Source organism: Tessaracoccus zhenghani (assembly GCF_055326325.1).
In genome coordinates this window covers 156,575-180,730 of record NZ_JBUZNQ010000005.1, presented here as the reverse complement: position 1 = coordinate 180,730, position 24,156 = coordinate 156,575, and the positions used below count along the sequence as shown (strand labels likewise).

The window sequence follows — 24,156 nt, the reverse complement described above, 5'->3', positions numbered from 1 at the left end:
CCCGTTACCTTCTAGGTAGCCCCGATGGTCGGGGTTCTGGTCACCAGGCCCGGCATGACTTACTGCCCCTGTCATAGATGATCCGGGGGGTGTTGTCACCGGGTTCTGGTGGCGTGGGTTGATCGCTGATAGGGACACGGCCCGCTGCATCGACAGCGTGGTCTCTTCGTAACGTGGGTGCCGACGATCTTCGCCCGACTTGGTGACCAGAATTAGGTCCTAAGGAGGACTGTCATGGACCAAGACCGGTTCGACGTATTCGTCGGCCTCGATGTAGGCAAGGAACACCACCATGCCACCGCGCTCAACAGCGCCGGGAGACGTCTGCATGACAAGGCCCTGCCCCAAGACGAGGCTGCCCTGCGCGAGGTGTTCGACAAGCTCACCGTCCATGGGTCGGTGTTGGTGATCGTGGACCAGCCCGCCACGATCGGGGCACTGCCTGTGACCGTCGCTCGAGCGATGGGTATCGAGGTCGCCTATCTGCCCGGGCTGGCGATGCGCCGCATCGCTGATCTCCACCCGGGCAACGCGAAAACCGACGCCCGTGACGCGTTCATCATCGCTGAGGCCGGCCGCACCATGCCCCACGCGCTGCGACGCGTCGGCGGCGACGATGACCTCATCGCCGACTTGGCTGTGATCGTTGGGTTCGACGACGACCTGGCCAGCGAAGTCAACCGCGTCTCGAACCGGATCCGCGGCATGCTCACCCAGATCCATCCCGCCCTCGAACGCGCCATCGGCGCCAACATCGGCCACCCCGCGGTCCTCGCCCTGTTGGCAAAGTTCGGCGGCCCGACAGGCCTCGCTGCCGCGGGCAGGCGACGCCTGACCACCACGACGAAACCGTTGGCGCCCCGAATGCACACCCGGCTCGTCGACGCGATCATCAAAGCCCTGACCGAGCAGACCGTAGTTGTTCCTGGCACCCGCGCCGCCGAGCTGGTGTTGCCCCAACTGGCTGCCCAACTCCAAGGACTCCTGGCCCAACGCGCTGCAGCCGCGAAACAGGTTGAGGAGGCCCTCGATGCCCACCCTCTTTCCCAACTCCTGATGTCAATGCCCGGAGTCGGCATCAGGACCGCAGCCAGACTCCTCCTCGACATCGGCGACGGCACAGCATTCCCCACCGCAGGACACCTCGCCGCCTACGCCGGCCTGGCCCCTGTCACCCGCAGATCTGGCAGCAGCATCCGAGGCGAACACCCCTCGCGAGCAGGGAACAAACACCTCAAACGGGCCTTGTTCCTGTCAGCCTTCGCTGCCCTCCACGACCCCGACTCCCGCGCCTACTACGACCGGAAACGCGCCGCTGGGAAGAAACACAACGCCGCGATCATCTGCCTAGCCCGACGACGCGTCGATGTCCTCCACGCCATGCTCCGCAACGGCAGCTTCTACCAACCCCGGACTCCAGCCGCGGCTTGACAGGAACCATAGGGACACCCCCCAATAGCATGCGGTCCAGTACCACCATGATGAACCCGGCCCTACCTTCAGGGTGCGGGAATCAGTTGTTTGCGCGGACGAAGTAGGTCGTTGCGGGCCAACGGACACAAAACAAGGGCCCTGGTATACCAGGGCCCTTGTCAGAGGCGGTTTGACGGGATCAGCGTTCGTTGATCGGCCGGTAGTCGCGTTCCTTCTCACCAACGTAGATCTGGCGCGGGCGGCCGATCTTGCGGTGCGGGTCTGCGTGCTGCTCACGCCACTGCGCGATCCAGCCTGGGAGCCGTCCGAGGGCGAACAGAGCGGTGAAGTGCGACGCGGGGAAGCCCATCGCCTCGTAGATCAGGCCCGTGTAGAAGTCGACGTTCGGATACAGCTTGCGTTCGATGAAGTACTCATCGTTCAGCGCCGTCTCCTCCAGCTCCAGGGCCATGTCGAGGAGGTGGTTGTTCTTGTCAGTGCTGCGCAGGAGCGTGTCGGCGTGGCCCTTGATGATCTTGGCCCGCGGGTCGTAGTTCTTGTACACGCGGTGGCCGAAGCCCATGAGCTTCACGCCGGACTTCTTGTCCTTCACCTGGGACACGAAGTCCTTGATGTTGAGGCCTTCGGCGCTGATCTCGCGCAGCATCTCGAGGACCGCCTGGTTGGCGCCGCCGTGCAGCGGGCCGGACAGGGCCGCCACACCGGAGCTCATGGAGGCGTAGATGTTGGCGTCTGCAGAGCCGACGAGGCGCACCGTCGAGGTGGAGGCGTTCTGCTCGTGGTCTGCGTGGAGGATGAACAGCGTTTCGAAGGCACGTACGACGTCCGGGTCGATCTCGTACTCCTCCGACGGCGTGCCGAAGGAGAGGCGGAGGTAGTTCTCGACGTAGCCCAGCTTGGTCTGGGGGTACAGGAACGGCGCGCCGATGGACGACTTGTAGGCGTAGGCCGCCAGCGTCGGCATGGAGCCGAGGAGCCTGAGCGACGACTCCTCCACGTGCTCCGGGTTGTGCACGTCGAGGTGTTCGCGGTGGAACGCGCCCAACGCCGTGACACCGGCAGCGAGCACCTGCATGGGGTGGGCGCCGCGCGGGAAGCTGCGGTACAACTCACGGAGTCGCTCGTCGAGGGTCATGCGGCGGGAGATCTTGCCGTAGAACTCGTCGAGCTGGGCCTGGGTGGGCAGTTCGCCGTAGATCAGCAGGTAGGCCACTTCGATGAACGTGGCCTTCTCTGCGAGCTGTTCGATGGGGTAACCGCGGTACTGCAGCACCCCCTTGTCGCCGTCGATGAATGTGATGGCCGAAGTGCACGACGCTGTGTTAACGAAGCCAGGGTCCAGGGTGGTGAGCCCCGTGCTCGACAGCAGTTTGCTGACGTCGAAACCGTTGTTTCCCTGTGTGGCCTCCACGATCGGCAGATCGAGCTCGAGATCCCCGTATTTGAGGACTCCGTTGTCGGTCATGCGTATGCCTTTCCTTCTACTCCCGTGCGACCGTCGTGGGCGCCGGTGTGGGTTCCTATGGCTGCGCCCCCACCTTACAACTTGGATCGAGTGCACAAAATCGATCGTCCACGTCTGGAGGGGTCCCACCAAGACGAAGGGTCCGCCCCCGAAGGAGCGGACCCTTTGTGTTGAGTTCTAATCAGAGACCGTCGTGCGATTCAGCGCGGTGCACCGTCTCGCCCGTGTTGGGATCCTGGACGGTGCGGGCCTCGGTGACGCGGGTGCGCTGCGAGGCCAGAAGTGCCCAGATGAGCCCGATGACGCCGGCGGCGATCAGGATGTAGCCGATGATGTCGAGGCTGACGTAAGGCACCTCAGCATCGACGGCCCACACCAGGATGGCGCCGATGGCCATGAGGATGATGCCAGAACCGATTCGCATGGTTCCTCCTTGTTTCAGTTTCGCGTGGACGGCAGCCCACATAATCACCGTAACGTCTTTCCACTGGCAGGTATATGGGGTTTCTCTCATACTTTTGGGTGTGTTGGCATGGGTTCACCGAAAGTTAACTCGCGCGCGTTAATCTGCGCTGGTGAGCACATCCGCAGTTCCAGCCGTCACGCCGTCGCCCGAGACGACCGGTGCCCTTTCCTCGGCGAAGGCCAGTAAGGGCAAGGTCTTTTCCTGGGCGCTGTGGGATTGGGGAACACAGCCTTTCGCCACGGTCATCACCACCTTCGTCTTCGCGGTGTACCTGACCAGTTCGTCTTTCGGCCCGAAGGACGAGGTCACGATGAAACTGGCGTGGGCCACGGGTATCGCAGGGCTTTTCATCGCCCTGTTGGCCCCGGTGCTCGGCCAGGGATCAGACCGTTCCGGCAAGCGGATGTTCCACCTCAGGTGGCAGACCTGGCTGTTGGCCGCCATCTGCGCCGCGATGTACTTCGTCGCCCCCGCGCCTGAGTACTTCCTGCTGGGCGCCATCCTGCTGGGCGCGGGCAACGTGGTCTCGGAGATCGCCAACGTCAACTACTACGCGGCCATCGACCAGGTGTCGACTCCGCGCAACGTGGGCCGCGTCTCCGGCCTCGGATGGGGCCTCGGCTACCTGGGCGGCATCTCCATCCTGCTGCTCATCATCGCGCTCATGGGCTCCGGCTTCGACGCGGACCAGGTGCGCCTGTCGATGCTGCTGTGTGGTGCCTGGACGCTGGTTTTCTCCATCCCGATCTTCATCGCGATCAAGGACCGTCGGCCGGCGCATCCCGCCCCGTCGCTGGGCATCGTCGGCTCCTACCGGGCCCTCTTCAGCTCCATCAAGCGGCTGGCCCGCACCGCGCCCAACACGCTGTTCTTCCTGATCGCCGCGGCACTCTTCCGCGACGGGTTGGCTGGCGTCTTCACCTTCGGTGGCGTGCTTGCGGCCGGCACCTTCGGGTTCGAGTTCAGCGAGGTGGTGATCTTCGGCGTGGCCGCCAATGTCGTGGCCGGCGTTTCGACGATCCTCTTCGGCCTGCTCGACGACCGCCTCGGCCCCAAGAGCGTGATCATCGGCTCGCTCGTCGCGCTGGTGCTGCTCGGCCTCGGCGTGTTCGTGTTCCACGACGGCGGCAAGCCCGTGTTCTGGGGCCTCGGCCTGGCCATGTGCCTGTTCGTGGGCCCGGCGCAGTCCGCCAGCCGTTCCTTCCTCGCCCGCCTCATCCCGAAGGGCATGAGCGGCGAGATGTTCGGCCTCTACGCGACGACGGGCCGGGCCGTGAGCTTCCTGGCCCCGCTCATGTTCGGCCTGGCGATCGCGCTCGGGCTCGCGGTGACGGGCGCCGGCGACGAGGAGTCCGCGCAGCACTGGGGCATCCTCGGCATCGTCCTGGTGCTGCTGATCGGCCTGATCGTGGCGCTGTTCGTGAAGGAGCCGCCGAAGCACACGCTGCCTCCCGAGGACGAGCTCGCCGCCGCCCGCGTGGGCTGACCCCGGACGGGGCCGGGCGCCCCGTCGGGTGATTACGCTGGGGCGATGCATCTGACGAGCACCTCGATCGACGTGGACGGCTTCCACCTGCAGGCCCTCACGTCTACCGGTGACCACGCTCGCACCCTCGTGCTGGTGCACGGGCTGGGGGTGGCGTCCAGCTACTTCGAGCCGTTGGCCGAGGCGCTGGGGCGCGGCGGCCGGCTGGTGCTGCTCAACCTGCCCGGCTTCGGGCCCACCCCAGAGCCGGACCAGACGCTGCGGATCGCCGAGTTCGCCACGCTGGCCCGCCGCGCGGTGGCCGAGTTGGGCGTCGAGGGGGCCGTGTGGATCGGGCACTCGATGGGTGCCCAGGTGGTCGTCGAGGCGGAGGCCCAGCAACCCGGGCTCTGCTCCCGCATGGTGCTGCTGTCGCCGGTGGTCGACCGCACGAGCCGCCGGGCGCGCACCCTCGTGCGCCAGTTCAGCCAGTCGGCGCTGAAGGAGAAGCCCAGCTCGGCGGCCGCGTCGGTCCGGGCCTTCCTCAGCTGCGGGCCGAAGTGGATGTGGCAGATCTTCCCCGCGATGCTGAACTACCCCATCGAGGACCGGATCTCCCTGACCCACGTCGAGACGCTGCTCGTGGCGGGCGAACTCGATCTGATGGCGCCGCGCCGCTGGCTGGAGGAGCTGGCTGATCGGGCCGGGGGTCGCACCCAGGTCGCCGTGGTGCCGGGCGCGCACCAGGCGATGCACACCCACGCCGAGAGGGTGGCCGAGCTGATCCTGGCCCCGTGCGGGCCGGAGGACCCCACATCTGGATCCGGGGTCCGCGACGACGCCGCATCTGGATCCGGCGAGGCTTCGCCCCACCCGCCCGTCTCTGCCTGGTCGGTACTCCGCAGCCCCCGGTCGGTCCGGGTCGCCGCCCAGGACTGGGCGGTGGCGCTGCGCGACCAGTACCTCTCGCTCCGTGCCCCCAGGGATGAGACGTCCGGCTCCCCAGGCGACTGCACCGGCCCGGCCGTCGTCCTCATCCCCGGCATCCTGGAGAACCCGCGCTACCTGGCGCCGCTGCAGCAGTGGCTCGTCTCGCACGGGCACACCGTCCACCAACTGCCCGCGCTCGGCTGGAACCTGCGGGGGCTCACGGCCTCCGTCACCCAGGGCCTCGACGCGCTGGAATCCCTCGAGGTGCGCGACGCCGTCGTCGTCGCACATTCCAAGGGCGGGCTCATCGGCAAGGCCATGCTGCTCAGCCCCAGATCCGACGGCGTGCTGACCGGCATGGTGGCCGTGGCGACGCCGTTCAGTGGCTCGCAGCTGTGGAACCGCGTGCAGCGGATGTTCCTGCTCCGCCGCTCCCCGCTGGGGCTGTTCCACCCGGAACACCCGGAGCTGGCCGCGCTCATCGCCGAGCGCGAGGTCAACCGTCGGATCGTGTCCCTGGCCCCCGCGTTCGACCAGATGATCCCGGGCGGCTCGCATCTCGACGACGCCACGAACGTCACCCTGAGCGTCGAGGGCCACTTCCGCCCCATGAGTGACCCGGCGGTGTGGGAGGTCATCCATGACCACCTGCACCAACTGGCCGCGCAGTAGCGAGGGCGTCCCCGCGACGGCGATCCCGCGTCGCTCACCCGTCGTGATCGAAATGTGACCTGAAAACCTTGACACGCTCTCTCCGCACAGGGCACGATCCTCATACCTGAATCACCTTTCATGTTCAGCGGAAGGAACACCATGCGGACAAAGAAGCCCGTACTCGCAGCAGTAGCTGTGGGCCTGTCAATGATGCTGGCCGCCTGTGCGCCCAGCACCACCCCCGCTCCGGCCGAAACCTCGGCCGGTGGCGGGACCACCGCCTCCGAGAGCGCCGGCGGCGAAACCACGGCCAGCGGCAGCGCATCGGCCAGCACCTCCGAGGTCGCCACCGGCGACCCCGTGAAGGTCGCCATCATCTACTCCAAGACCGGCCCTCTCGCCGCCTACGGCGAGACCTACTACCAGGGCTTCCAGGCAGGCCTTGACTACGCCACCGACGGCTCCGGCGCCGTCGACGGCCGCGAACTCGAGATCACCTACACCGACGACGGCGGTGACCCCGACAAGGCAGTCGCCGCGGCCAAGGAGGCCATCGGCAACGGCACCAGGATCATGGGCGGCACGGTTTCCTCCGGTGTCGCCGGGCCGCTCGCCGAGCAGGCCGAGCAGAACAAGGTGCTCTACATCTCCGGCCCGGCCGCGGCCGACGCCATCACCGGCATCAACCGCTACACGTTCCGCTCCGGCCGCCAGTCGCTGCAGGACGTCGCCACCACCTCGGGCCAGATCTCTGAGGGCTCCAAGGTGCTCGTGTTCGCGCAGAACAGCGCGTTCGGTCAGGGCAACGTGGCAGCGGCCAAGGCGATCCTGGAGGCCAAGGGCGCCACGGTCTCCGAGCTGCTGGTGCCTGAGGCGGAAACCGAGTTCACCCCCTTCGCCGCCCGCATCCTCGACGCGAAGCCCGATCTGGTCTTCGTGGCCTGGGCGGGAGCCACCTCCGGCGCGATGTGGCAGGCGCTGTCGCAGCAGGGCGTGCTGGAGAGCACCAACGTGATGACCGGCCTCGGCGACCTCTCCACCTACGGCGCGTACGGTGAGGCCTCCGACAAGATCAACTTCCTCAACCACTACTTCCCCGATGCCCCGGACAACGAGGTCAACGACGCGATGGTGTCGTTCCTCGACGAGGGTGGCCACCAGGCCGATCTGTTCTCGCCCGACGGTTTCGTCGCCGCGCAGATGATCGTCCAGGCAGTGCGCGAGGGCGGCGGGGACGACGTCGAAGAGATGATCGCCTCGCTCGAGGGCTGGGAATTCGACGCCCCGAAGGGTCCGCAGCAGATCCGGGCATCGGACCACGCCATGATCCAGCCGATGTTCGTGGTGAAGCTCAAGGACGAGGGCGGCCAGTGGGTGCCTGAGCTCGTCGAAACCATGGACGGCGCCGACGTGGCCCCGCCGGAAGCGTCGTGAGCGGATCCTGATGATGCAAGTGACAACTGTGGGACCAGCGCTGGAGGTCCGGGACCTCTGCTGGCAGGTGGGCGGCGCACGCATCGTGCGGGACGTGAGTCTGGCCGTCGCCCCCGGGGAAATGGTGGGGGTCATCGGCCCCAACGGTGCGGGCAAGACGTCGCTGTTCAACCTGATCAGCGGCATCAATCCGGCCAGCAGTGGCCGGGTGCTCCTCCTGGGCAGGGACGTAACGAAACACTCAGTGGCGTCCCGGGCCAGGGCCGGCCTCGGCCGCACCTTCCAGACCTCCAGCCTGTTCCCACGGTTGTCCGTCCTGGAGAACGTACGGCTCGCGGCGCAACAGCGCCTCGGCGGCTCGCTCTCCATCCTGAAGTTCCCGCGCAGCGCTGACGACGCCACCCGTCTTGCCCGCGAGATGCTCGACATCGTGCAGTTGGGGTCCCGCCGCAGCTTCGCCGGCGACCTCAGCCACGGCGACAAGCGCAAGCTCGAGATCGCCGTCCTCCTCGCCCAGGACCCCAGCGTGATCCTCCTCGACGAGCCCATGGCCGGCGTGGCGCACGCCGACGTGCCGGGGCTCACCGAGGTCATCCGCGACCTCAACAACCTGGGCAAGACCGTCATGATCGTCGAACACCACCTCGAGGTGGTGCTCGGCCTGGTCAGCAGGGTCGCCGTCATGCACCACGGCGAACTCCTCGCGTTCGACGAGCCCGGCGCCATCATGGCCAACCCGACGGTGCAGTCGGCCTACCTGGGAGACATCGCATGAGCCTGCTCACCGTTGAGCACCTCCGCGCCACCGTCGGCGGCCAGCAGGTCGTCGAGGACATCACGTTCGAGGTGCCCGCCAGCGGGGTCACCGCCGTGCTGGGCCGCAACGGCGTCGGCAAGTCGTCGACCCTCAAGGGCATCCTCGGCCTCTACGACCGCACCGGCACCGTCACCTTCGACGGCGAACGCATCGACCACGAACCCACCCACCGCATCGTCCAGCGCGGCATCGGCTACGTGCCGGAGGACCGCGAGGTCTTCAGCATGCTGACCGTGCAGGAGAACCTCACGCTCGCCGCGCGCCAGGACGAGCCCCGCTGGGAGTTCGTCCACCAGCTGTTCCCGGAGCTCAAGCAGCGCGCGCAGCAGCGGGCCGGCACCCTCTCCGGTGGCCAGCAGCAGATGGTGTCGCTCGGCCGCGCGCTGATCAACGACAACCGGCTCCTCCTCATCGACGAACCGACGAAGGGGTTGGCGCCGAAGATCGTCCAGCAGGTGGCCGCCGTCCTCGACGAGGCCGCCCGCACCGTCCCGATCCTGCTGGTGGAACAGAACCTGCAGGTCATCAACCGTCTCGCGAGCCGCGTCATCGTCATCGACTCCGGCCGCGTCGTCCATACCGGCGACGCCCGCGAACTGCTCGACGACACCGAACGTGTCCAGCGGTTCCTCGGCGTCCATGGGGAGGCCACGAAGTGAGCACGCTCGTCCTGTTGACCTTCACCGGGCTGGGCCTCGGCGCCCTGTACTTCCTGGTGGCCTCCGGCCTCAGCCTGATCTACGGCCTGATGGGCGTGTTGAACTTCGCCCACGGCTCGTTCCTCACCCTCTCCGCGTTCGCCGGGTTCGAGGTGGGCCGACGGCTGGGTGCCGGCACGTTCGCCGGCTTCTTCGGCTCCATCCTGGTGGGCGCGGTGGTGGGCGGCCTCTTCGCCGCCGCCACCGAACTGCTGCTCATCCGGCCGCTCTATAAACGCCACATCGAGCAACTGCTCGTCACGGTGGGCCTGTCACTGGCCACCGTGGCGCTGTTCGAGGGCATCTGGGGGCCGGACCCGATCTTCCTGGATTCCAGCGGCTGGCTGCGCGAGACCACCGAGATCCTCGGCGCCCGCATCCCCAACGACCGCTTCGTCACCATCCTGGCGGCGCTCATCGTGCTGGGCGGCCTGGTGCTGTTCCTCAACAAGACGCGCTACGGGCTGATCATCCGCGCCGGCGTCGAGAACCGCTCGATGGTCACCGCGCTCGGCATCGACGTGCGCAAGGCGTTCACGCTGGTGTTCACCATCGGCGGCATCGCGGCCGGCATCGGCGGCGTGCTCGCCAGCCACTTCTTCGGCTACGTCTCGCCGCTGCTCGGCGGCTCGCTCCTGATCTTCGCGTTCATCGTCACCGTCATCGGCGGCATGGGGTCCCTCGCCGGGGCGGCCATCGCGTCGGTGCTGGTGGCGCTGCTCCAGCAGTTCGCCAACTTCTACCTCGGCGTCGGCGACTTCATCGTCGTGCTGCTGCTCGGCGTCGTCCTGCTCGTCCGCCCCCAGGGCCTCCTCGGAAAGGCCGCAGCATGAAGAGGCTCCTCCCCCGCGAAGGCCGCGGCTACCTGATCGCCCTGGTCGTCGTCGTCGCCCTGTTCGTGGCGCCGCTGCTGGCCATCCCCGGCCTCGGCATCCTGCCCGGCCCCACGTATTCGGCCGGTTCCATGCACCTGATGGCGTTCACCATGCTGATGGTGGCCGTCGTGCTGTCCTACCACCTGATCTTCGGCGTCGCCGGCCTGCTGTCGTTCGGCCACGCGCTGTACTTCGGCGTGGGCGTGTACGGCCTGGCCATCGTGCTGCGCAACACCGAGCTCCCCCTGCTGGGGGCGGCGGCCGTGGTGCTGGTCATCGGCATCTTCGTCGCCAACGTGCTGGGCGCGATCAGCCTGCGGGTCAGCGGCATCTCGTTCGCCATGGTGACGCTGGCCTTCGCGCAGGCCGGCAACGTGCTGGTGCGCCGGAACCCCGGCCGCCTCACCGGCGGCGAAGAGGGCCTGTCCATGGCCAGCGACAACGTGCCGGATTTCCTCATCGGCGTCATCAACACCCGCAACCTGTACTGGGTGGCGCTCATCACCGTCGCCGTCGTCTACGTGATCGTCGCCTGGATCGAGAACTCCCGGCTGGGCCACAACGTCGCCGCGGTGCGCGAGAACGACACCCGCGTCCGCGTGCTGGGTGGCCGCCCGTACCTGGTCAAGCTCATCGCGTTCGCCGTCGGCGGCACGTTGGCCACGTTCACCGGCATGGTGTTCCTGCTGCTCCAATCCGGCGCCTCCGCGACGGCGGTGTCCACCGAGTTCACCATCTCGCTGCTCACCATGGTGGTGCTCGGCGGTGTGGGTTCCCGGTGGGGGGCCGTCGTCGGCGCCATCATCTACACGCTGCTCAACCAGCGCCTCAACGCGCTGGCCAGCTCGCCGGCCATCGCGGACCTGCCGGCCATCCTGCGCATCCCGTTGTCGGAGCCCATGTTCATCCTGGGGACGTTGTTCATCCTGATCGTGCTGTTCCTGCCCGGCGGCGTGTCCGGCACGCTCAACCGCCTCACGGGTCGCCGACGCGCCCGCGAGGGCCGCGAGGCACTGGAGGACATCGCGTGAACACGGACCACACGATCGACCGCTGGCTCACTGACAGCGCCCGCTCCTACCCGGACAGGGTGGCCGTCGACGACCGCGGCGTCGGCACCACCTATGCCGGCCTGGAGCGCCGCGTCGGGCGGTTGTCTGAGCGGCTCACCCGCGGCGGCTACCGCGCGGGCGACCGCATCGCCACCGTCACCGGCAGCAGCACCGATCACGTGGTCTGGTTCTTCGCCTGTGCCCGGCTGGGCATCGCGCTCGTCCCGCTGTCCTGGCGCTCGGCGCCGGGTGAACTGGCCCACGCCCTGAGGGTCGCCGATCCGATGCTGGTGGTCGTCGAGGACGCCTACGCCACCGTCGCCGGGGAAGGGCTGGCCCTGCTGCCGGAGCCCATCAACACCGCCAGGTTCGACACCTACGGCGTGCCGCCCCGCGCCCACCACACGCCGGCCGGTCCGCGGCGCGGGCCCCACAACGACGACCCCCTGCTGATCATCTTCACCTCCGGCAGCACCGGCCGCCCCAAGGCCGCCGTCCTCACCCACGACACGTGCTTCTGGACCAACCTGTCCTTCTCGCGTGTGGTGCCGCTGAACCGCGACGACGTGGTGCTCTCGGTGCTGCCCCAGCACCACGCCGGCGGGTGGAACGTGCAGCCGCTGCTGGCCTGGTCCGTCGGCGCCACCGTCGTGCTGGAGCGCACGTTCGACGCCCGCCGCATCCTGCAGCTCATCCCCGCGCGCGGCATCACCGCCATGATGGGCGTGCCCACGCACTACCGGCGGCTCAGCGAGGAGTACACCTTCGCCGAGACCGACCTCTCTACGTTACGCACCGCCGTCGTGGGCGGCGCTCCCGCCTCGGCCGCCGTGCTGCGCACCTGGCACGCCCGGGGCGTGCGCCTCACCCAGGGCTACGGGCTCACCGAGGCCGGCCCCAACGTGCTCTGCCTCCCGCCCGAGGACGCCCTCGACCGCGTGGGCTCCGCCGGGCGACCCTACCCCCACGTGGAGGTGGCGCTGGCAGAGCCGGTCAACGGTGAGCCTGTCGTCGGCCCGGGCACCGGGGAACTGCTGGTGCGGGGCCCCGGGCTGTTCGCCGGCTACCTCGGCGACCCCGTCGCCACCGACGACGCACTGCGCGAGGGCTGGCTGCACACCGGCGACCTCGCCACCCGCGACGAGGCCGGTTACTACACCATCCTCGGCCGCACCGACGATGTGTACATCTCCGGGGGCGAGAACATCGCTCCCGTCGAGGTGGAGGAAGCGTTGCTGACGCACCCCGCGGTCGCCCAGGCCGCCGTCGTCGGCGTGCCGGACGACGTCTGGGGCGAGGTGGGCCACGCCCACGTGGTGCTGCGCCCGGGCGCGACGGCGGACAGCGCCGAGCTGATCGCCCACGTGCGGGCGCAACTGGCCGCCTTCAAAGCCCCGGCGAGGATCACCTTCGCCGACGCCCTGCCCACCGCCGGTATCGACAAGGTCAGCCGCCGGGCACTGAGAGAAGAGAGTCGCCGATGACGACCACCACCCCCCGCACCGCACGTGGCGAGCGCACCAAGGCGAAGATCCTGGATTCGGCGCGCACCGCGTTCGCCACGCACGGGTACCACGAGGCGTCGATCGTGAAGATCACGGAGGGCGCGGGCGTCGCCATGGGCACCTTCTACCTCTACTTCCCCGGCAAGGCTGAGCTCTACCACGAGGTGGTCGTCGACCTGAACCGCCAGCTGCGCAACGCCATGCGCCAGGGCAGCGAGGGCGCCACCAACCGCCTCGAAGCAGAACGCGGCGGGTTCCGCGCCTACTTCGACTTCCTCGCCGAGCACCCCGAGGTCTACCCCCTCATCCGCGAGGCCTGGTTCGTGGCCCCCGACGCGATGCGCACCCACTACACCCGCATCTTCGAGGGCTACGCCGAGGCGTTGGCCGAGGCGGCCGGGCGGGCTGAGATCTCCGTCGCCAACCCGGAGGTGGCTGCGTGGGCGCTGATGGGCGTCGGCGAGGTGGTGGGCATGCGCTACCTCAGCTGGGACGCCGGCCATCCGGCGGCCAAGATCCCCGACGACGTGTTCGAGGCCGTCATGGACTTCGTCACCAACGCACTGCAACCTCGAGGAGGACACGCATGAGCACCCCACTGAGCGGCCGGAAGGCCCTCGTCACCGGCGGCGCCAGCGGCATCGGGCTCGCCTGCGCACAGGCGTTGGCCGCCGACGGCGCACGCGTCGTCGTCGCTGATCTCAACGAGGCCGCCGCGCGCGAGACCGCCGAGGAACTGGGCGGCGAGGCCTGGGTCGTCGACCTGTCCGACACCGCCGCGCTCGAGGACCTGAGCCTCGACTGCGACATCCTCGTCAACTGCGCCGGCATCCAGCGGGTCTCCCCCATCGAGGACTTCGACCCGGCCGCGTTCCGGCTGCTGCACCGCATCATGCTGGAGGCGCCGTTCCTGCTCATCCGCGCGGCGCTGCCGCACATGTACGCGCAGGGGTTCGGCCGCATCATCAACATCTCGTCGGTGCACGGCCTGGTGGCCTCGCCGTTCAAGTCTGCCTACGTGTCGGCCAAGCACGGCTTGGAAGGGCTGTCGAAGGTGACGGCGTTGGAGGGCGGCCCGCACGGCGTCACCTCCGTGTGCGTCAACCCGGGCTACGTGCGCACCCCGCTCGTCGAGGGCCAGGTGGCGGACCAGGCCAGGACGCACGGCATCTCGGAGGCCGAGGTGATCGAGAAGGTGATGCTGGTGCAGCCCGCGGTCAAGGAGTTCGTGGAGCCCGGCGACCTGGGCGCGCTGGTGTCGTTCCTCGCCGGCCCACACGGCCGCATGGCCACCGGCGCCAGCTATGTCATGGACGGCGGGTGGATCGCGCGATGAGCCGCCGAGACGTCACGGTGCCCGGCGGGCTCTACTGCCACGTCTGGGAACCCTCGTCGGACCCCGTGGGCACGGTGCTCGCCGTGCACGGCATCACCTCGTCGTCGCGCGCCTGGGAACCTCTGGCCCGGCACCTGCCCGGGTGGCGGATCATCGCCCCGGACCTGCGCGGCAGGGGGCGGTCGAACGCCCTGCCCGGGCCGCACGGCATGGCGCAGCACGCCGACGACGTGGCCGCCGCGCTGGAGCACCTCGGCATCCACCACGTGCTGCCCGTGGGCCACTCGATGGGCGGGTTCGTCTCCGTGACGCTCGCCCACCGGCACCCGCAGCTCATGGACCGGCTGGTGCTGGTCGACGGCGGCCTCCCACTGCCGATGCCCGAGGGTCTCGCCCCGGAGGACGCGCTGCAGGCGATCCTCGGCCCCGCGGCGCAACGGCTGTCGATGAGCTTCGACTCCCCCGAGGAGTACGTGGCTTTCTGGCGGCAGCACCCCGCCTTCGCCACCTGGACGCCGGACGTGGAGCGCTACGTCCGCTACGACCTGCACGGCGACGAGGCCCCCTACCGGCCCTCCACCAGCTACGACGCCATGGCCGGCGACTACCAGGACCTGGTGCGCACCGAGGGCAACACGTTCCTCGACGCGCTGCAGAACCTGACGGTGCCCACGGTGTTCCTGCGCGCAGAGCGCGGCATGATGGACGAGCCCGGCGGGCTCTTCCCCGCTGACTACGCGGCGCGGTGGGCGGCCCGGCTGCCCGGGTTCACCGTCGTGGATGTGCCCGGGGTCAATCACTACACGATCACGCTGTCGGAACGCGGAGCCGCCGTGGTCGCCGATGCCGTGCTGCACCAGGAGGTGGCCCCATGACCAAGGTCCGGACCAATATCGCCGAGGTGCTGACGGAGCACCTCTTCGACGGGATGACGCTCGCCGTCGGAGGCTTCGGGTTGTCCGGCAATCCGGTGGACCTGATTGAGATCGTCCGGGATTCGGGCGTCCGGGACCTGACCGTGGTGTCGAACAACATGGGCGTCGACGGCGTGGGCCTGGGGATGTTGCTGGACAACAACCAGGTCCACCAGGTGCTGGCGTCCTACGTGGGCGAGAACAAGACGTTCATGGCGCAGTACATCAGCGGCGAGCTCGAGGTGGAGTTCGTGCCGCAGGGCACGCTCGCGGAGCGGCTGCGTGCGGGCGGGGCCGGTATCCCGGCGTTCTACACCGCCACGGGGGTGGGCACGATCATCGCGGAAGGGAAACCGACCGCCACTTTCGACGGCCGCGAGTACGTGATGGAGCGCGCCATCGTCGCCGACGTGTCGCTGGTGCACGCCCACACCGCGGACGTGAGCGGCAACCTGGTGTTCAACCGGACGGCCCGCAACTTCAATCCCAACGTCGCGACGGCGGGGCGGGTGACGTTCGTGGAGGCCGAGCACATCGTCGAGCTGGGCGGCATCGACCCCGACGCGGTGCACCTGCCCGGCGTCTACGTGCACCACGTGGCGCAGTATTCCGGGCGCGAGAAGCCCATCGAGCAGCGCACCGTGCGTGCGCGTCAGGAGGCTTAGACATGGCCTGGACCAGGGACGAGATGGCGGCGTTGGCCGCCGCGGAACTCCATGACGGCGACTACGTGAACCTGGGCATCGGCATGCCCACGCTGGTGGCCAACAACCTGCCCGACGGCGTGCACGTGGTGCTGCAGAGCGAGAACGGCATCCTCGGGATGGGCCCGTTCCCGTACGAGGGCGACGAGGACGCCGACCTGATCAATGCAGGCAAGCAGACCGTGACGCTGCTGCCGGGCGCGGCGATCTTCGATTCGGCCACGAGCTTCGCGATGATCCGCGGCGGCAAGATGGCCGCCGCCATCCTGGGCGCGATGCAGGTCTCGGGCGCCGGGGACCTGGCGAACTGGCAGATTCCCGGCAAGCTCGTGAAGGGCATGGGCGGCGCGATGGACCTGGTGGCCGGCACGGACCGGGTCATCGTGCTGACTGAGCACGTCGCCAAGGACGGGTCGCCGAAGATCGTGGCCGAGTGCACGCTGCCGCTCACCGGCAAGGGCGTGGTGCAGCGGATCATCACCGATCTCTGCATCTTCGACGTGGTCGACGGCGGGCTGGTGCTGCGACGCATCGCCCCCGGACATAAGGCCGATGAGATTGAGACCATGACCGGGGCCGAGTTCTCGGTGGAGCTGGAGGAAGCGGCATGAGGGACGTCGTGATCGTGGGCGGGGCACGCACCCCGCAGGGCCGGTTGCTGGGCCAGCTGGCCTCGCTGACGGCCGTCGACCTGGGGGCGCACGCGATCCGTTCCGCGCTGTCGCGGGCCGGGGTGGCGGCGGAGGCCGTGCAGTACGTGTTCATGGGTCACGTGATCCAGGCCGGCTGCGGACAGAACCCGGCGAAGCAGGCCGCGGTGGCGGCCGGGCTGGGCATGAACGTGCCGGCCGAGACGGTCAACAAGGTGTGCCTTTCCGGGCTGGCCGCGGTGACCAACGCGGCGCGCATCATCCGGCTGGGTGAGGCCGACGTCGTCGTGGCCGGCGGCATGGAGTCGATGACCAACGCCCCGCACCTGGCCCGGGTGCGCGCCGGCGTGAAGTACGGCACGTCCCCGCTGGAGGACGCCGTGGCCGCCGACGGGCTGGACGACGCCGCGGACTGCATCTCGATGGGGCTGCTCACCGAGCAGGGCAACGAGCGGCACGGGTTCACGCGCGAGGAGCAGGACGCCGTGGCGGCCGACTCCCACGCACGGGCTGCTGCGGCCGCGGCCGACGGGGTGTTCGACGACGAGATCGCGCCGGTGTCGATCCCGCAACGGCGCGGCGAACCGCTGGTGCTCGACAGCGACGAGGGCGTGCGGGCCGAGTCCACCGTCGAGACGCTCGGGAAACTGCGGCCGGCGTTCCGCGAGGACGGCACGATCACGGCGGGCAACGCGTCGCCGATCTCCGACGGCGCCGCTGCGCTGGTGGTGACGAGCCGCGAGTACGCGGAGGCCAACGGGTTGACGGTGCTGTGTTCCGTGGGCGAGGCCGGCCAGGTAGCCGGGCCGGACACGCAACTGCACCAGCAGCCGTCCCGGGCGCTCGCCGCGGCGCTGGCCCGTGCGGGCTGGGACGTGACCGATCTGGATTTCCTCGAGATCAACGAGGCCTTCGCCGCCGTCGCGTTGGCGTCGCTGCAGGAGCTTGGCTACCCGTGGGAGCAGACGAACCTGCACGGCGGCGCCGTCGCGCTGGGCCACCCCGTCGGCGCCTCCGGCGCTCGGCTGGCACTGCACGCGGCGTTGGAGCTGCATCGTCGGGGCGCCGGGCGCGCGGGTGTCGCCTTGTGTGGAGGTGGCGGCCAGGGCGAAGCGCTGCTGCTCTCCGCGCCCTGAGCGTGTCGGCGGGGACGAACGAAACGATCGCAGTGCGGTGGGCACACGCTTTCCCCTGAGCCCGGATCGCCGCGGTCAACGGGGCGCCCTTCTCGCCCATGTGGGACCCCACCCGCCGGAGATGCCGTCCGGGGTGAGGCCCTCATCGGCGGGCACCCCCAACGCCCGACCTACCGCGAAGGGCGCCCCGTTGCCCACGGCTAAACGCTTGCTGTCCCGGATGGTTGGGGTGGGCGCCCATGGTGACGCTCCCCTAGATGGCTGACGCACCCGCAGGCTGGTAGATGCAGGTGGGGTCCGACGCCAGCGGGTCGCCCAGCATGGCGTGGGCCCGCGCGCGGCTACCCCCGCAGATCCAGTTGAACTCGCACACTCCGCACTTGCCGGAGTACGACGACGGCTCCCGCAGCGCCTTCATCATCGGCGCCTCCGCGTAGATCTCGCGGAACGACTGCTCCTTCACCGAGCCGCACTTGTGGGGCAGGAAGCCTGACGGGTAGACGTCGCCGATGTGGTCCACGAACGCGAACCCCCGGCCACTGTTGACCCCGATCGGCGGCCGCGGCGGGCGGCGTTCGACGACGCTGCCCAGCAGCCGCTCGGTCTCCTCCGTCAACCACGCGTGCAGCTCACCGCGCTCAGGCATGGGCTGGCCCGCTGCGCGGAGGTCGTCGCGCTGGATGGCGACCCGACGGTAATTGGGCGCCTCGGTGACCTTGACGGCGACCCGGTCCGAGACGTCGTGCAGCCAGTGCAGCACGTCCTCCATCTCCTCCGGGTCGAGCGGTTCGAGGTTGGAGCCGCGCCCCATCGGCACGAGGAACAGCACGTACCACATGTGCGCCTTCATGCTCATGGTGGTGGCGAGCAATTGCGGCAGTTCCCGCAGGTTGTTGCGGCAGATGGTGGTGTTCACCTGGAACCGGAACCCGTGCTTGACCACGAGTTCCGCGGCCTTCATGGTGTCGTCGAACGTGCCGTCGATGCCGCGGAACGAGTCGTGCGTCTCTGCCGTGGCGCCGTCGAGCGACAGCGAGAACGCCTTCACCCCGGCCTCGCGGACCGAGGCGAGCCGCTCGTCGGTCAACAGCGGGGTGACCGACGGCGACAGCGCGATGGGCAGCCCGATGGAGGTGCCGTAGGCGATGAGCTCCTCGAGGTCCGGGCGCTCGAAAGCATCGCCGCCGGAGAAGATGACGATGGGCTTGGGGGTGCCGTAGCCGGCGAAGTCGTCGAGAAGCGCCTTGCCCTGCTCGGTGGTCAACTGACGCGGATCCGCCCGCGTGAACGCGTCGGCACGGCAGTGCCGGCACGCCAGCTGGCACGCCCGGGTGACCTCCCACACCAGGACGTGGGGTCGATCGCCGGCGTCGTGGTGCAGGGTACGCACCACACCCTTCGACTGCGGGTGGTGCATCGGGTGCTGGGACATGACCGCGATCCTACAGGCAGTAGTACGTGGCCGGGGACCTCGTCGCAGCTCAGGCCGCCACCAGAACCGGCACCGGGTCGAGGCCCACCAACACGTCGGTGCCCTCGGACAGCGCCGCCGTTTCGCGGGCGGTCACGAAGGCGGTGATCTCGTGGTCCGACTCCGCCATCGCCAGGTGCACGACGGCGTGGTCACCCTGGAACGACAACTGCCGCACCGTGGCCATCCTGCCCTCCCCGCCGTCGGCCCGGTCCTCGCAGGGGGTGACGGTGATCCGCTCGGGGCGCACCAACGCGGTGCCGCGGCCCTCCGTGATGGAGCCGGGGAGCGCAGGCAGCCACTGGTCCATCACGAGCACGTTCCCGGCCGAAACGACCCCCAGCAGTTCGTTGGTCTGGCCGATGAAGCGGGCCACGAAACCGGTGGCGGGACGCTCGTAGAGTTCGCGGGGCGAGGTGAGCTGCTCCAGCCTGCCCGCCTGCATGACGCCCACCCGGTCCGCCATGGCGAGGGCCTCGCCCTGGTCGTGGGTGACGAACAGCGTGGTGGTGCCGAGCTCCTGCTGGATCCGGCGGATCTCATCGCGCAAGTGCACGCGCACCTTGGCGTCGAGGGCTGAGAGGGGCTCGTCGAGGAGCAGCACGTCCGGGTTCGAGGCCAGCGCCCGGGCCAGCGCCACCCGCTGCTGCTGGCCGCCTGACATCTCGTGCGGGAAGCGGTTGCGCTGGGCGATGAGCCCCACCAGCTCGAGGTGGTGGTCGATGATGGCCTGGCGCTTCCGCCCGGGCACCTTCCGCATGGAGAGGGCGAAGTCGATGTTGCCGGCGACCGTGAGGTGGGGGAACAACGAGTAGCTCTGGAAGACCATCGCCATGTTGCGCCTGTTCGGCGGGGTCTGGGTGATGTCGCGGCCGCCCACCGACACGGCGCCGGAGTCGAGGTCCTCCAAGCCGGAGAGCACGCGCAGCGCGGTGGTCTTGCCGCAGCCGGAGGGGCCCAGCAGCGCGACGAGTTCGCCGGGGCGGATGTCCAGGTCGAAGTCGTCCAGGGCCTTCACTGCGCCGAAGCTGCGGCGCAGGCCGCGCATCTCGACGCCCACCGCGAAACTGTTCGTGCTCATGATGTGACCTTCCTCTTGCGCTGGCGCGACGTGATGTAGCTGAGCCCGACCAGCAGCGTGATGCCGAACAGCAGAGTGAGCAGGGACACGGCCGCCGCCACCTGGGGCGCGGCCTGGTTGACCAGCATGACGCCGGTCTGGAGGTTCTCGCGGGCGAGCATGCGGGCGATGGTGAACTCGCCCAGCACGACGGCGATCGAGATGAACGCGGCCGACGCCACAGCGTTGCTCAGGTTGGGCAGGATCACCCGCAGCAGTACCGTCGGCCAGGAGGCGCCCATGGAGCGCGCGGCGGCAGTGAGGGTGTGCACGTCGATGGCGCTGAGGCCGGAGTCGAGCGCCCGGTAGGCGAACGGCAGCACGAGGATGACGTAGGCGAACGCCAGCCAGATGGCGTGGGTGTCGAGCACCCGCGTGGCGATGAAGCGGTACACCGGCACGAGGCCCACCACCAGCACGATGGCCGGCAGCGTCAACGGCAGCAGGACGACGAACTCGACGACCCTCGTCAGGTTGGGCAGCCGCAGCCGCACCCACACCATCGTCGGCAGGAGCAGCACGAACATGATCACCAGCGTCAGGGCGGCGATGGCCAGCGAGTTCTGCAGCCCGGTGTAGAGCGGGCCGAGGCGTGCGGCGTCGCCCGCCCCGATGAGACGCCCCCAGGCGTCCCACGAGTAGGCGCCCGTCAGTGGGAAACGGATGGAGAACTCGAACAGCGCGTAGAGCGGGTAGGCCAGGAACAGGCCGACGAGACCGAGGACCACCCAGCGGAAGACGGCCCGCCTGCGCGCCGACGTGGCGGCCCGGCTCATCGGGTCCACCGCGCGGTGCGCTTCTGCAGGAGGGCGTAGAGGCCCATCACCACGGCGATCACCACGATCATGCCGGCGGCGAGCGCCTGGGCGTAGGAATCCATGTCGGTGTTGTTCTCGTTGCGGATGGCCCCCTCGATCGCCATCGGCACGATGATCGTCTTCTGCGAGATCAGCGCCGCTGCCGTCGCGTAGGCCGAGAACGCGTTGGCGAACAGCAGCAGGAAACTGCCGAGGAAGCTGGGCGCGAGGATGGGCCCCGCCACGCGCGTCCAGAAGGTCCAGCCGGAGCCGCCCAGGTTCTCGGTGGCGTCGCGCCACTCCTGGCGCAGGCCGGCGACAGCAGGCAGGAACACGATGATCATCAGCGGGATCTGGAAGTAGCAGTACACGACGATGAGGCCCGGGATGGAGGTGAGGAAGTCGCCGGGGAGCGTCACCCCGAACGAGCCCGCCATGAGCCGCGTGAAGTTGCCGTTCTTGCCCAGCACGGAGATGAAGGCGAATGCGAGCATGACGCCGCCGAACTGCGCCAGCACCGACGAGACGGCGGTGTAGACGCGGTGCAGCGGCGACGTCGTGGGCACGGTCGCCAGCGCATAGGCCGCGACCCCGCCGACGACCGCCCCGATGAGGGCCGACGCGAACGCCAGCCAGGCGGTGGTGGTGAAGATCTGGACGGTAGCGGGCGTGAACAGCTTGGCCACGCCGTCGAGGGTGAACTCCCCGGCCCGGTTCCGGAACGCGCCGATGATCACGATGATCGTGGGCAGGAACAGGAAGATCACGAGATAGCCGAAGAAGGGGAGGGTCACCGCCGCGTCGCGGACCTGCCGCGCGACGCGTGATCTGGGGGCTGTCACGCCCGCTGCCGTCTGGAACATCAGGAGATCGTCTTGTCCCAGTTCTCCTGCAGGAACGCGGTGATGGCGTCGGACTGCTCGGAGGTGGGCGACACGAGGCTCTCCACCTGCGGTGCCGCTGCCTTGGCCTCGTCGGAGAACTCGTCGGCGAAGAGGACGTTCAGCACCGGCACGGCGCCGCCCTCGGCCCAGAGGTTCTGCGCGGGGGCCGAGAACAGGAACTCCTGCCACAGGCGCGCCGCGGCCGGGTTGGGGGCGTCGACGTTGATGGCCTGCTTGTAGTAGGACCCCAGCGTGATGTCCTCCGGGAGGAAGGTGGCCCACTCGACGCCCTGCGCCTCAAGCTTCTCGGTGACGGGCACCATGTTGTAGGACCAGTCGAAGACGACGCCGTGCTCACCGGATTCGATGGTGCCTGGGGTCACGTCGGTGAGGTTGAGGGTCTTTGCCTCGTTGAGCTTGATGAAGTAGTCCATGCCGGGCTGGGTGTCCTCCATGGAGCCGCCGTTGGCGAGGTTCGCCAACAGGAAGCCGTTGAAGGCCGCGCCGGCCTCGGCGGGCTTGCCGTTGAGGGCGACGGTGCCAGCGAACTTCTCGTCGGTCAGTTCGTCGAGCGAGGTGATCTCGCCGAAGAGGGTCTTGTTGTAGCCCACCACCATGACGCCGGTGTAGTCGGAGACCCAGAGGCCGGTCTCCTCCTTCTGGTCTGCGGGGATGTCGTCGAACTTCTCCACCTTGTAGGGCGCGAAGTGGTCGGTGGACGAGAGGGCGACGTTGGTGCCCAGGTCGAACACGTCCGGGGCCTTGTCGGTGCCCTTGTTGGCCTCGGCGGCGGCGATCTCTTCCTTCGAGGAGGCGTCGGGGGCCTGCTCGTTGATGGTGATGCCGTAGGTGTTCTTGAAGCAGTCGATGATGCGGCCGTAGTTGGCCCAGTCGTGCGGGAGGGCGATGGTGTTGAGCTGACCCTCGGCCTTCGCGGCGGCGATGAGGCCGTCGAGGCCACCGAAGTCGGCGGCGGAGGTGGCGGTGGCGGCGTCGATCTCGGCGGCCTTGGCCTCGATGTCGACGGGGGCGCAGGCGTCGCCGGCAGCCGTGGCGTCAGCGGCGGCGGCGTTCTCGCCGTCGGCCGGGGTGGTGTCGGCGCCGCAGGCGGTGAGCGTCACCAACGCGGCCAGGCCGACGAAAGCGGCGGTACGGATTGCACGCATGAGCGTTCCTTTTCTTCAGGGGCGGCCATCTGGCCACCGCCGTGGAAAGCTATGCCCCCGACCTGAACGGCGCGCACGTCCTGGCTGAACGCCGGGTGAACAGCAGGAAACATGGCTGTCGCCGGCCGGTCGGTGAACCGCTGGCCATGGATCCTGCGCGGCTCGCTAGGCTGAGGCCAGTCCAACAAGATAGGGGCGGCCGGTGAAGGGCATCGTCGTGTTCTCCGGGTCGGCGCATCATGAGCTGGCCGACGAGATCTGTGACCACCTGGGGATGAGGCGCTCCGGCGTCAAGATCTCCCGCTTCAGCAACGACTGCCTCCAGGCCCAGTTGCTGGAAAACTGCCGCCAACGCGACGTCTACATCGTGCAGCCGCTCGTGCCTCCCACCCAGGAGCACCTGATGGAGCTGCTCCTGATGATCGACGCCGCCCGCGGCGCGTCGGCCGGTCAGATCACCGCCGTCATCCCCCACTACGCCTACGCCCGGTCCGACAAGAAGGACGCCTCGCGCATCTCCATCGGCGGCAAGCTGGTGGCGGACATGCTCGCGACGGCGGGCGTCGACCGCGTGCTGACCATGGCCCTGCACGCTCCGCAGGTGCACGGCTTCTTCTCGGTGCCGGTGGACCACCTCACCGCGTTGGGCGTCATCGCCGACCACTACCGCGAGCGGGATCTCACTGACTGCGTCGTCGTCTCCCCGGACCTGGGCAACGCCAAGCAGGCCACGCTCCTGTCGCGGCTGCTCAATCTCCCCGTCGCCGCGGGCTCGAAGCAGCGGCTGGCCGACGACCAGGTGGTCATCGACGCCATCGTCGGCGACGTCCGGGGCAAGCGCGCCATCGTGCTCGACGACGAGATCGCCACCGGCGGCTCGATCGTGGAGATCGTGCGCGCCCTGCAGGCCTTCGGCGCTGCGGAGGTGAGTGTCGCCTGCACGCACGGGCTGTTCACGGGCAACGCGGTGGAGAAGCTGCTGGCCGTGGATGCCATCAAGGAGATCGTGTCGACCAACACGGTGCCGGCACCGGAGAACTTCCCGGGCCTCACGTGCCTGAGTGTCGCCCAGTTGTTCGCCAGCGCCATCGACCGGATCCACAACGGTCGCTCCGTCTCGAAGCTGTTCAACGACGTGGATCCGTCGCACGCCCCGCCGCCCCAGCCGGAGGGTCTTTTCTGA

23 protein-coding genes are annotated in these 24,156 nt (G+C 68.8%); 16 read left to right on the top strand and 7 right to left on the bottom strand.

Going from position 1 to position 24,156, the window contains the following annotated elements:
* The first annotated feature begins 234 nt into the window (after positions 1–234).
* Positions 235–1,431 (top strand): IS110 family RNA-guided transposase, encoded by a 1,197-nt coding sequence (locus tag ACZK4S_RS12225; protein ID WP_463644441.1) that lies wholly within the window; start codon positions 235–237, stop codon positions 1,429–1,431.
* Between the two features lie 181 nt (positions 1,432–1,612).
* On the opposite strand, the gene ACZK4S_RS12220 is transcribed toward ACZK4S_RS12225, so the two are convergent.
* Together ACZK4S_RS12220 and ACZK4S_RS12215 are read right to left on the bottom strand one after the other, a co-directional pair.
* Positions 1,613–2,899, bottom strand: coding sequence for a citrate synthase (locus ACZK4S_RS12220; protein WP_182766720.1), 1,287 nt, complete (start codon positions 2,897–2,899; stop codon positions 1,613–1,615).
* Between the two features lie 181 nt (positions 2,900–3,080).
* Positions 3,081–3,323 carry a DUF6458 family protein gene (locus tag ACZK4S_RS12215; protein WP_076061489.1) on the bottom strand — a complete coding sequence of 81 codons (243 nt, stop codon included), beginning with the start codon at positions 3,321–3,323 and terminating at the stop codon, positions 3,081–3,083.
* A 151-nt stretch (positions 3,324–3,474) separates the two neighbouring features.
* Here ACZK4S_RS12215 and ACZK4S_RS12210 point away from each other — a divergent pair, with 151 nt between their 5' ends.
* From ACZK4S_RS12210 to ACZK4S_RS12145, 14 genes are all read left to right on the top strand, one after another.
* Positions 3,475–4,851: an MFS transporter gene (locus ACZK4S_RS12210; protein ID WP_463644440.1), complete on the top strand. Its 1,377-nt coding sequence runs from the start codon at positions 3,475–3,477 to the stop codon at positions 4,849–4,851.
* Between the two features lie 45 nt (positions 4,852–4,896).
* Complete coding sequence (locus tag ACZK4S_RS12205; RefSeq protein ID WP_463644439.1) at positions 4,897–6,432, top strand: alpha/beta hydrolase; 1,536 nt, start codon at positions 4,897–4,899, stop codon at positions 6,430–6,432.
* A gap of 141 nt (positions 6,433–6,573) precedes the next feature.
* Complete coding sequence (locus ACZK4S_RS12200) at positions 6,574–7,848, top strand: substrate-binding domain-containing protein (RefSeq protein ID WP_463644438.1); 1,275 nt, start codon at positions 6,574–6,576, stop codon at positions 7,846–7,848.
* A gap of 10 nt (positions 7,849–7,858) precedes the next feature.
* Positions 7,859–8,623 (top strand): ABC transporter ATP-binding protein, encoded by a 765-nt coding sequence (locus ACZK4S_RS12195; RefSeq protein ID WP_220488381.1) that lies wholly within the window; start codon positions 7,859–7,861, stop codon positions 8,621–8,623.
* Positions 8,620–9,324: an ABC transporter ATP-binding protein gene (locus ACZK4S_RS12190; RefSeq protein ID WP_463644437.1), complete on the top strand. Its 705-nt coding sequence runs from the start codon at positions 8,620–8,622 to the stop codon at positions 9,322–9,324. Before ACZK4S_RS12195 ends, ACZK4S_RS12190 begins: the two co-directional genes overlap by 4 nt.
* On the top strand, positions 9,321–10,196 hold the full coding sequence (locus tag ACZK4S_RS12185; RefSeq protein ID WP_076061496.1) for a branched-chain amino acid ABC transporter permease: 876 nt from the start codon (positions 9,321–9,323) through the stop codon (positions 10,194–10,196). Before ACZK4S_RS12190 ends, ACZK4S_RS12185 begins: the two co-directional genes overlap by 4 nt.
* Complete coding sequence (locus ACZK4S_RS12180) at positions 10,193–11,269, top strand: branched-chain amino acid ABC transporter permease (RefSeq protein ID WP_076061498.1); 1,077 nt, start codon at positions 10,193–10,195, stop codon at positions 11,267–11,269. Before ACZK4S_RS12185 ends, ACZK4S_RS12180 begins: the two co-directional genes overlap by 4 nt.
* A complete protein-coding gene (locus ACZK4S_RS12175) occupies positions 11,266–12,774 on the top strand; it encodes a class I adenylate-forming enzyme family protein (protein ID WP_076061500.1) in 1,509 nt (502 codons plus the stop codon). Before ACZK4S_RS12180 ends, ACZK4S_RS12175 begins: the two co-directional genes overlap by 4 nt.
* The gene (locus ACZK4S_RS12170; protein WP_076061502.1) at positions 12,771–13,385 is read left to right on the top strand and encodes a TetR/AcrR family transcriptional regulator; all 615 of its coding nucleotides are present in this window, start codon (positions 12,771–12,773) and stop codon (positions 13,383–13,385) included. Before ACZK4S_RS12175 ends, ACZK4S_RS12170 begins: the two co-directional genes overlap by 4 nt.
* Entirely contained in the window at positions 13,382–14,131 is a 750-nt protein-coding gene (locus ACZK4S_RS12165) for a 3-hydroxybutyrate dehydrogenase (protein WP_076061504.1), read from the top strand. Before ACZK4S_RS12170 ends, ACZK4S_RS12165 begins: the two co-directional genes overlap by 4 nt.
* Positions 14,128–15,006 (top strand): alpha/beta fold hydrolase, encoded by an 879-nt coding sequence (locus tag ACZK4S_RS12160; protein ID WP_463644436.1) that lies wholly within the window; start codon positions 14,128–14,130, stop codon positions 15,004–15,006. The genes ACZK4S_RS12165 and ACZK4S_RS12160 overlap by 4 nt, the downstream gene beginning before the upstream one ends.
* Positions 15,003–15,710 (top strand): CoA transferase subunit A, encoded by a 708-nt coding sequence (locus ACZK4S_RS12155; RefSeq protein WP_463644435.1) that lies wholly within the window; start codon positions 15,003–15,005, stop codon positions 15,708–15,710. The genes ACZK4S_RS12160 and ACZK4S_RS12155 overlap by 4 nt, the downstream gene beginning before the upstream one ends.
* Before the next feature lie 2 nt (positions 15,711–15,712).
* Complete coding sequence (locus ACZK4S_RS12150; protein WP_463644434.1) at positions 15,713–16,360, top strand: 3-oxoacid CoA-transferase subunit B; 648 nt, start codon at positions 15,713–15,715, stop codon at positions 16,358–16,360.
* Positions 16,357–17,535: an acetyl-CoA C-acyltransferase gene (locus ACZK4S_RS12145; RefSeq protein WP_463644433.1), complete on the top strand. Its 1,179-nt coding sequence runs from the start codon at positions 16,357–16,359 to the stop codon at positions 17,533–17,535. The genes ACZK4S_RS12150 and ACZK4S_RS12145 overlap by 4 nt, the downstream gene beginning before the upstream one ends.
* Positions 17,536–17,788: 253 nt before the next feature.
* Here ACZK4S_RS12145 and ACZK4S_RS12140 read toward each other — a convergent pair whose 3' ends face one another.
* From ACZK4S_RS12140 to ACZK4S_RS12120, 5 genes are read right to left on the bottom strand one after another with little or no spacing between them, the layout of a single operon-like run.
* The gene (locus ACZK4S_RS12140; RefSeq protein ID WP_463644432.1) at positions 17,789–18,967 is read right to left on the bottom strand and encodes a TIGR04053 family radical SAM/SPASM domain-containing protein; all 1,179 of its coding nucleotides are present in this window, start codon (positions 18,965–18,967) and stop codon (positions 17,789–17,791) included.
* Between the two features lie 49 nt (positions 18,968–19,016).
* Entirely contained in the window at positions 19,017–20,087 is a 1,071-nt protein-coding gene (locus tag ACZK4S_RS12135) for an ABC transporter ATP-binding protein (protein WP_463644431.1), read from the bottom strand.
* On the bottom strand, positions 20,084–20,902 hold the full coding sequence (locus ACZK4S_RS12130; RefSeq protein ID WP_076061606.1) for an ABC transporter permease: 819 nt from the start codon (positions 20,900–20,902) through the stop codon (positions 20,084–20,086). Before ACZK4S_RS12130 ends, ACZK4S_RS12135 begins: the two co-directional genes overlap by 4 nt.
* Positions 20,899–21,786 carry an ABC transporter permease gene (locus tag ACZK4S_RS12125; protein ID WP_463644430.1) on the bottom strand — a complete coding sequence of 296 codons (888 nt, stop codon included), beginning with the start codon at positions 21,784–21,786 and terminating at the stop codon, positions 20,899–20,901. The genes ACZK4S_RS12130 and ACZK4S_RS12125 overlap by 4 nt, the downstream gene beginning before the upstream one ends.
* A complete protein-coding gene (locus ACZK4S_RS12120) occupies positions 21,786–22,973 on the bottom strand; it encodes an ABC transporter substrate-binding protein (protein ID WP_459396468.1) in 1,188 nt (395 codons plus the stop codon). Before ACZK4S_RS12120 ends, ACZK4S_RS12125 begins: the two co-directional genes overlap by 1 nt.
* A 202-nt stretch (positions 22,974–23,175) precedes the next feature.
* Between ACZK4S_RS12120 and ACZK4S_RS12115 the strand changes: the two genes are divergently transcribed.
* Positions 23,176–24,156, top strand: a complete 981-nt coding sequence (locus tag ACZK4S_RS12115; RefSeq protein WP_463644429.1) for a ribose-phosphate diphosphokinase — start codon at positions 23,176–23,178, stop codon at positions 24,154–24,156.